This window comes from Legionella santicrucis (assembly GCF_001468135.1).
GTDB classification, from domain to species: domain Bacteria; phylum Pseudomonadota; class Gammaproteobacteria; order Legionellales; family Legionellaceae; genus Legionella; species Legionella santicrucis.
The window spans coordinates 1-8,668 of the sequence record NZ_LNYU01000058.1 but is presented as its reverse complement, the minus strand read 5'-3'; the positions used below and the strand labels follow the sequence as shown (position 1 = coordinate 8,668).

Sequence of the window (8,668 nt, the reverse complement as noted above, 5' to 3'; positions counted from 1 at the left end):
CTTTCATGAAGGGAGGACTGTTTCAACAATCAATTTTAATTATGATGCTTATGCTGATTTGTTATAGATATTTAATGAGGCCTGCTTAATACCCTTTTCAGCTTCCGCCATAATACACCTCTAAAATTCCATGTAGACGCCATGTAGACACTTTATTTAAAACCAAATAAATTTCAATATGGCAAATTATGGCTTATAAACGTTGATTTTAACAGGTTTTTGAAAGAATTTAAAATTTGATAAAACGTGCTAAAACCCGTATTTTACAGACTCATAATCCGTTGGTCCTAGGTTCAAGTCCTAGTGGGCCCACCAACAAAATTGTTTCAATTCAATAAGTTAAAACATAACATATCTAATTTCCCTAAATAAATGGCAGAGATTTTGTGGGAATATTCCCCACAAAAATTACATCACCAATTATTTGAAGATAAATAACCTATTGTTTTATATGATGATTAATTACTAGAAGCAGCGGACTATTGGTTCTATGCTTCTTATAAATTATAATTCAAGCTTCAACCTGAACTGAATATGGTTAGAAAAGAATCTGCAAAAACAAACGCATTTCAACAACCTTTTAAAATATCAGTCGTGGCCGAGATTAGTAATTCGAGGCCTTCAGCCCTTTCACTCATCGATAAATCTATTTTCTAACTTCTTCTATGCGCAAGCGTAAATTGCGCACAGCATTTCTATTTTTTAAAAATAGCGATTAGGTTGCTATTAGTTAGACATATTGAAAAGTCGTCTTAAATACATTTGAGCCCTAGAGAAGTAGCTCCCATTGGCAGAAGGATAGCTAGGACTACTTAATGAATTTCTTATAACTATATTATCTGCTTGAGGCCCTTTATCTCCAGCGATTACAACAAACTCTACTTTCTGCCCCTCAATAAGAGTTTTAAAACCATCGGTTATGATCGATGAAAAGTGAGCAAATACGTCTGTTCCTGAGTCCTGCTCAATAAAACCAAAACCTTTCGATTTGCTAAACCACTTAACAGTTCCTGTCTTTATATTTGACATAATATTATCCTTGTACTTATAGGATGGAGTGACTAAACTGGCTAAAAATAAATATATACAAATAAAATTTAAGATAATAATGAATAGTTAGATAACAGTTTCAATAGATTTTCTTTCTAACATAGATTCATAATAGCCATACAGTAACCCCAATAAAATGACTATCACACAAAAAATACTCAACTCATTGCTATTGGATTAAGAGGTGATGAAAAGAAATTTTGTGCGAAAGTAAATCGTTTAAAGCCCCGTTTTTCATCGGGGCTCACGACACTAGGTTGCTTGTTACTATAAAAAATTATAAGCAAACGATTTGTTCAGCTTGAGGGCCTTTTTGACCTTGAGTTACGACGAACTCTACACGTTGACCTTCTGTTAATGTTTTAAAGCCACTACTTACTATAAAGCTAAAATGGGCGAAAACATCTGGCCCCGTACTTTGTTCAATAAAACCAAAACCTTTAGACTCATTAAACCATTTAACCGTACCAGTTGTTGTTTTTGACATAATATATACCTGAAAAAAATTATAAATATGCTTAAATATTAAGCTGTTTAGGAAGATGAAAAAGATAGTTTTATTGATAATAGCGCGTAAATTAGGTAAACAACGTGGAATTAGTAATGTGCAAAACCGGCCTTCTCTCAAGCCATAGAAGCACGTTAACACCTATATTTGAATATAGCAAATTATATTTATACTGAGGGAGGTCTTTACAATGGTTTCAAAAATGGGTTTTGCGTAATTTTTTTAAATTGAAATTTAACATTATTTTGGCCGCAATTAGTCTGCTAGCTCATATAATAGTTTTAAGGAAGGCGTATTGTTTGCATTTTTCTTTTTTAAGTATTCGATGCAACTCGACTTCAGAAATTGTCGCTTCAGCACTTCATCCGGACAATTCAGATTTTCAGCAGATGCCCCTTTTACTCATTGACAAATACTATTTATATTAGAATTATGATATAATTAAACCAAGTGGATGAAAATTTTTGTATCCACCTTTCTTTTTTACTTGCCTATTACATGTGATTCAATTTTAATAATTATGAGGCAATCACTTACCTTTTAGTCATTTTGAATCGAAGCTGACTGTTAAGGTAGGAATATTATGAGCCCTAAAATATGCCATTACTGTTTACAAACTTCTGATAGTTTTTCCTTACAAGGACAATACAAAACGAACGAAGGAAAGTTTATCTGCTATAGATTATGCAATTCATGTAATCAAAAGTTAATTGGAATTAATTCATACTCTGATAAACAAGGCCGTCAAACCTTCTTAACCACCGTAAAGGCTAATGCTAAAAACAACCCTGAATATGTTTAGGATAGGATTTTCATCACCTTTCATCATTCCAATAATCATAAGGTGTTATTATGAAACAAAATAAAATACATGTCGGTTCTTTATCATCGTGTACAACTGAAACAGAGCTCAGAGAGGCATTTTCAGAATTTGGTTCTATTGATGATATTAAAATCATCATTGATAGATATACTGGTGAATCAAAAGGCTTTGCATTTATTACTTTTTCATCCAATTCAAGTGCCGTAAAAGCTTTAAATATGGATGGAAAGGAACTAAAAGAAAGAACTATCCGGGTCAGCACAGCAAGAAAAAAAGAGAATTTTCGAGGTAACCAAAACCGATGGTAAAGAGCAATACTCTATCTTTATTAAATATGTTGACACTCAGGTAAAAACTGGTTCAAATGAAATCGTTCGTCAAAATATAAGTGTTAAACTATGATTCAATTCCCTAAAGCAGACCTGCATAGTGTACTTAGAGAAAGAGTAAATGACTATTTTAGCCGTTTAGGTATCTCTAAATATGGTGGTAAAACAATAGTCATAAAAAGTGTTGTTTTGTTGGCTTTGCTATTTATCCCATATGGTATTTTATTAACATATAACCTTAATTCCATATCAATGCTTCTACTTGCCGCAACGATGGGAGTAGCTATAGCGGGCTTAGGTATGGGGGTAATGCATGACTGCATCCATGGATCGTTTTCTTCCTCACCAAAGATTAATAAATGGTGGGGTACTTTAATATATGTGCTGATAATAGGTGGTAATCCAATATGCTGGCGGCTACAGCATAACGTTCTTCATCATAGATTCACAAATATTCATGACGTTGATGAGGATTTAAACCCTTATGGGTTTATGCGTTTTTGTCCACATGATAAACAAAAATCTATATTTAGATTTCAGCACCTATACGCCATTTTCTTGTACGCTTTGACGACTCTCATATGGGTGTTACATAAAGAATTTGCCCAACTAAAGCGATATTTTTCAATGGGCCTAATTAAGTCAAAAGCTCAATATACGAAAGAGCTGAGGTTTTTAATCATTTCAAAGGCTATTTACTATGGTTATATGCTTGTTATACCGATGATGATTCTAAATATTAATATTTTTCAGTGGATAATAGGATTTATCGTCATGCATGCTGTAACTGGAATCATTCTAGCGGTTGTATTTCAGCTCGCACATGTCATTGAAAATACAGATTATCCATTACCCGATAACAGTGGTAATATTGCACATGACTGGGCTAGTCATCAAGTAAAAACCACCTCCGATTTTTCACCAAATAACCATCTATTAACCTGGTTTATTGGTGGTTTAAATTACCAAATAGAGCATCATTTTTTTCCAACAATTTGTCACATTCATTATCCTAAAATCGCAAGAATCGTACAGAAAACCGTTAAAGAATATGGGTTGGAGTATTATTGTTATCCAACACTAAGGATTGCTTTAAAGGCCCATTTCAACCACCTGTATACACTTGGGCAGATGGATATGTCTTTAGTTAATAAGGTGGAGAGTAACTAAACGATAAAGTTACACTAATCAATAATACAAAATAAATAAACAAATTGTGCAGTAGAAATTATGATTTATTCTTAAGCTTTTCCTGATTGACTTTCATGCGACGAGTCGCTTCGTGACCTTCGCTAATAGTTTCTTGAGCGCGATCGAATTCCATAAGACCGATATAGCCAAGCTTCGGTGTGACATTCCCTTCCTTATCAAAAACCAACCGCCTCCATGGTTGAATAATGATTTCAACGGGTGGATTTTTGAGCGTTTTCTTTCGTGATGAGCTCTTGCTTGCAAGATAAGTTAATGCCTTTAAAGTATCTTTTCCTGCTGATGCCGCTTTAAATGTTATATTCTTTAGTGCCCGAGGAAGGAATCTGCGAACTTTTCCATATTGATCCACCATTTCATCATGGAAATTATCATCCATTGGGCGAGCCAATTGATTTATAACATTAACTGATTCAAGCAGATTTTCCTTAGATATCGAAGAAAAAATAGATTCACGTAACCGAGTATTATTCGTATCTTCATTTAAAAGGATTTCACAGGCTCTTGCCAAGGTCAGGGCAGACTTATCTAAATCCTTTAATGTACGTAATCTTTTTTTCTGGCCAATTTTTTTTGCATTACCTGAAATTTCTGTAATAAGCAGATCTAGCAACTCTAATGCATCATCAAGAGCTATAGTTTCGTAGGTTCTAACGAAGGCTACTAAAGTGGCAATTCGTTTATTTTCAGGCATCCTTGATATTTTATTTGCAGAAATTACACCCGTATGACGTGCCAAATTTTTTAATCGTGCAGGAGGGATATGAGAAAAATCAAAATTACTAAATCCAAAAGCCTGTAACTCCAGATAACGCTTAATTGCCTCTTTAAATGCTAGGGCACTGATTGTTACAGGCCCTTTTCGATAGTAATCAAAGCGAGACGAGCGTTCTCCTTTGGGTACTTGCAGAATGGCTTCAAGTTCAATTTTTTGTTTGCAGGCAAAAAGGATAGGCGTTTCCATAATCTCTGAGCAGATCTTTCTCGGATTTCAGAAATTAATCTGGATAAGCTAGATTCACCCGGCAAAACTATTTTGTTTTGAATCAGCCATGTTATAGAGAACTCGAATAACAAACTTGGTCTTTCATTATTTATCCATGCCTTGGCATAAAGTAGTCGACTCAAACGAAATACCCATGGCCATTCAGCAAAATCTCGAAACCCATAATATTCTCGGATAAGTGCAGTATGCTCACGTTTCGTTGTATCACGTTTGGCATATTTATTTAGTATGGTGATGTCATTGATTGATAATTGATTAGCAACAAAAATTTGAACATTAAGGGGTATAAGTAACAAATCTATAAGAAATGTCCCTAAAAATCGGACTGAAGTTAATTGAAGGGCAAAACCAAATCGATTGTGCTCACCACGTCTTAAGCCAATAAATGCCAAGTCTGTTTTATCCAAGTGAAAATAGCGCGCAAGCTGAATTTCATTGGGTTCACCTGCATACTGACCATATTGTGCTTTTTGTTCTGCGGTTAAAAAATCTACTGCCATACCACTCTCTCATATCAACATCATTTGTAGAACATAATTAAAAGGTGTCTACAATATTATTATAAATTGATAGACAATCAAAAAACCTTATCATAAACTGTCTATAAAATCGTATTTTATCTTATTATTAGACATTGTTTCTACAAATCGATTAAGGAGACATTTTTAACCTATGCGGCTCTTTGGATATGCTCGTGTTTCAACCAGTCAGCAATCATTAGACATTCAAATTAATGATCTGAAGGAGGCTGGTGTTAAATCAAATCGACTATTTACAGACAAAGCTACTGGCAGCCATTGTGATCGTGATGGATTACAAACGCTTCGTATTAAAGTTGAAGAAGGTGATGTCATTTTGGTTAAAAAATTGGATAGGCTCGGACGAGACACTGCGGATATGGTTCAATTAATCAAAGAATTTGATGCTATGGGAGTATCAATTCGTTTCCTCGATGATGGAATCAGTACCGAAGGTCCTATGGGAAAAATGGTAGTAACCATTTTAGCTGCTGTTGCCCAAGCAGAACGTCAACGTATCCTTGAGCGAACGAATGAAGGTCGCATTGATGCTAAACTCAAAGGAGTGAAGTTTGGAAGAAAACGCACTGTAGACAGAGATAAAATTATTTCACTTTATACTTCTGGCATAGGTGCAACAGAAATTGCTAAGCAAATCGGAGTTGGCAGATCAACCGTATATAAACTGCTTCAAGATAAGGTTAGATGACCTATTAAAAATAAAATCTCTTATAATGTTAAAACTCTAAAAATAATAGTGCACATTAAATGGAGTTATAATTAGTGCCTCTAAATCCACAATTACCTAAAGAGCCTATTCATCTGATATCCAAACCTTTGGCGTACTATATTCGTGTTGAGACAAGTACAGCATGCTTATTATTGTTATTTACCATTGTTTCATTAATTATTGCAAACTCTCCTTGGTCAAGCTCTTTTTTATCTATTTGGGAAATATCATTGGGAATCCACGTGGGGAATTTCGAATTTTCTCGCTCAATGCATGCATGGATTAATGATGGCTTAATGACGTTGTTTTTCTTTTTTGTCTCTTTAGAATTGAAAAGAGAAATAGTGTTAGGTGAGCTACGAGAGCCTAGGAAAGCTGCATTTCCTATTATGGCCGCCTTGGGCGGAATGCTTATACCTGCTCTAATTTATCTCATGCTCCAATCAGACGGACCAGGGCAGAAAGGATGGGGTACGGTTATGGCAACTGATACCGCTTTTGTGATTGGCTGCTTGGCACTTCTGGGTAAACATATTCCTCAAAGCCTTCGTATGTTCATGTTGTCCCTGGCGATTATTGATGATATTGGTGCAATTTTGGTTGTTGCCATCGGGTATAGTCACGGCATTTCTTGGACAGCTCTTTTTATATCGGTATTAGGGTTGTTTTTTATACAAATAATGAAAATACTGGGGATTCGAAATATTAGCTCCTATTTTTTTGTTGGTTCTTTCATTTGGATTGCAATAGATGCATCAGGAATTCATCCCACGGTAACCGGAGTTATTTTAGGATTAATGGCTCCTACTAAAACGTGGGTAAGTGATAAACGACTACATACAATTTTAGAACATATGGTTTCTTATCCACCTGGAGAGCACTGGAGTGGCGATACGGAAGATCGCAAAGCACTTCACGTGACCGAAGTAGCTACTCGTGAAGTTCTTTCTCCAGTTGAACGATTGGAGTTTTTTTTACACCCATGGATTGGCTATCTAGTTTTACCTTTATTTGCCTTAGCTAATGCAGGCATACCTATATCTTCTGCAGATTTTACCCATGAGATTACCGCTGTGGTATTTTTAGGCTTCATTTTAGGGAAACCCTTAGGTGTTTTGGGGTTTAGTTTTATCGCCGTATTTTTGGGGTTAGCAACTCGACCTAACGATCTTAATTGGATTTTGTTAGCTGGCGGCAGTATATTAACCGGGATTGGGTTTACAATGGCTATTTTTATCGCTAATTTAGCCTTCACTCAAGAACTTATCAATGCTGCTCGTTTAGGGATACTATTGGCCAGTATTTTTTGTGCTTTAGCAGGAGTTTTATTTATTTTAATATATAAGTTTTTTAAGCCCTAAACTTATTAGGATATCTATCCGTGCTATAATTAAATTAGAGTGTATAAACGTTTTTTTTCGACCTCATCATATTATACTTTCTAGTTCGCATTCATATTTGCGCCTTTATCTTCTTTATATCGAGAATTAAAATGTTTACTTACACTGCAAAAATATATTTTGATGATTTTGAAATCACGAAACATTCTGGAAATAATTTAGAATCTCTTTTTATTTGGATGTTAACCCAAGCTCAAGGAGAATTGGGCAACTTAAGTGGCCAACTTACTAACAACAGATCACATTTAATCGAAAAAGAGTTCCAAACATGTGCTTATGATTAATTTTTTTAGCGTACGTTTTATTAATGTTCTTGGCCACTATTCATTTACTCTAAGTGATTCAATTATGAAAGGACAGCTGAGACCATTTAATCAGCTGATGGAGGGTACTGAAGATCCTTAGCGTACGTTTTCGTACCATTGGACTTCAAACCCCTATTATCCTCGCATAAACCTATGAAAAAGATAACCTCTAAGCTTATGGTAAGCTTTTTATAAGATGCTTATAATATAAGGAAACGCAATTTTGGTGCAACCTGCAGCCATCATTAATTATCCTAGGGCTCGTTTAAGAGGATCGCGTCTTGTCATTTGACTATAACTGAAAGGCAAGTCGCGACCCCAACATGTATTATAGACCTCTTTCCAAACCATGCAAAAGATGAGGTGTGGTAAGTACATGAGTATTCGAGCTTCTGAACTACCCTAATTAAGAATCATCAGATAAACAGTTTAACCCTTAGAGTTTAAATTTTCTGTTCCAATGGGAATTCAATGCATCTTAGCTAAGGATTAAAATCCCTGTGGGGATTTTGTGTATTTGAGTACGACTCTGTTATACATCGTAGGACATTTGTAGTGGATACCTGCGATATAATTTATAATAAAATCAATTGATTATTTTTGAAGTAGGTGACTCATAATCCGTTGGTCCTAGGTTCAAGTCCTAGTGGGCCCACCAATTTAATCCTTTAAAATCAATAAGTTACGTTGATTACCTGTTTTTTCTGTAATGCCGTTGTTTTTAGTAAACCGCCACATTCTAACCACTTCTTCTTTCCATTGATATAATGTTTTACCCAGAGTCTTTAGT

General features: G+C 35.0%; 8 protein-coding genes and 1 pseudogene. 5 read left to right on the top strand and 4 right to left on the bottom strand.

Going from position 1 to position 8,668, the window contains the following annotated elements; genetic code table 11:
* Nucleotides 1–828: 828 nt before the first annotated feature.
* Nucleotides 829–1,029, bottom strand: a pseudogene (locus Lsan_RS12395) (cold-shock protein); the annotation flags it as partial.
* Between the two features lie 298 nt (nucleotides 1,030–1,327).
* Nucleotides 1,328–1,537 carry a cold-shock protein gene (locus Lsan_RS12390; RefSeq protein ID WP_058514554.1) on the bottom strand — a complete coding sequence of 70 codons (210 nt, stop codon included), beginning with the start codon at nucleotides 1,535–1,537 and terminating at the stop codon, nucleotides 1,328–1,330.
* Nucleotides 1,538–2,410: 873 nt separating this feature from the next.
* Here Lsan_RS12390 and Lsan_RS12380 point away from each other — a divergent pair.
* The gene (locus tag Lsan_RS12380) at nucleotides 2,411–2,689 is read left to right on the top strand and encodes an RNA recognition motif domain-containing protein (protein WP_058514552.1); all 279 of its coding nucleotides are present in this window, start codon (nucleotides 2,411–2,413) and stop codon (nucleotides 2,687–2,689) included.
* A gap of 90 nt (nucleotides 2,690–2,779) precedes the next feature.
* Complete coding sequence (locus Lsan_RS12375; RefSeq protein WP_058514551.1) at nucleotides 2,780–3,880, top strand: fatty acid desaturase family protein; 1,101 nt, start codon at nucleotides 2,780–2,782, stop codon at nucleotides 3,878–3,880.
* Nucleotides 3,881–3,938: 58 nt separating this feature from the next.
* Here the strand turns inward: Lsan_RS12375 and Lsan_RS23010 are convergent, their stop codons facing one another.
* On the bottom strand, nucleotides 3,939–4,883 hold the full coding sequence (locus Lsan_RS23010) for a Tn3 family transposase (RefSeq protein ID WP_065236303.1): 945 nt from the start codon (nucleotides 4,881–4,883) through the stop codon (nucleotides 3,939–3,941).
* On the bottom strand, nucleotides 4,769–5,425 hold the full coding sequence (locus tag Lsan_RS21610) for a DUF4158 domain-containing protein (protein ID WP_083505128.1): 657 nt from the start codon (nucleotides 5,423–5,425) through the stop codon (nucleotides 4,769–4,771). The genes Lsan_RS23010 and Lsan_RS21610 overlap by 115 nt, the downstream gene beginning before the upstream one ends.
* A 172-nt stretch (nucleotides 5,426–5,597) precedes the next feature.
* Here Lsan_RS21610 and Lsan_RS12365 point away from each other — a divergent pair, with 172 nt between their 5' ends.
* From Lsan_RS12365 to Lsan_RS12355, 3 genes are all read left to right on the top strand, one after another.
* Complete coding sequence (locus Lsan_RS12365; RefSeq protein WP_058514550.1) at nucleotides 5,598–6,152, top strand: recombinase family protein; 555 nt, start codon at nucleotides 5,598–5,600, stop codon at nucleotides 6,150–6,152.
* A gap of 74 nt (nucleotides 6,153–6,226) precedes the next feature.
* On the top strand, nucleotides 6,227–7,534 hold the full coding sequence (gene nhaA, locus Lsan_RS12360; RefSeq protein WP_058514549.1) for a Na+/H+ antiporter NhaA: 1,308 nt from the start codon (nucleotides 6,227–6,229) through the stop codon (nucleotides 7,532–7,534).
* Between the two features lie 131 nt (nucleotides 7,535–7,665).
* Nucleotides 7,666–7,857, top strand: a complete 192-nt coding sequence (locus Lsan_RS12355; RefSeq protein ID WP_058514548.1) for a hypothetical protein — start codon at nucleotides 7,666–7,668, stop codon at nucleotides 7,855–7,857.
* The last annotated feature ends 811 nt before the right edge of the window (nucleotides 7,858–8,668 follow it).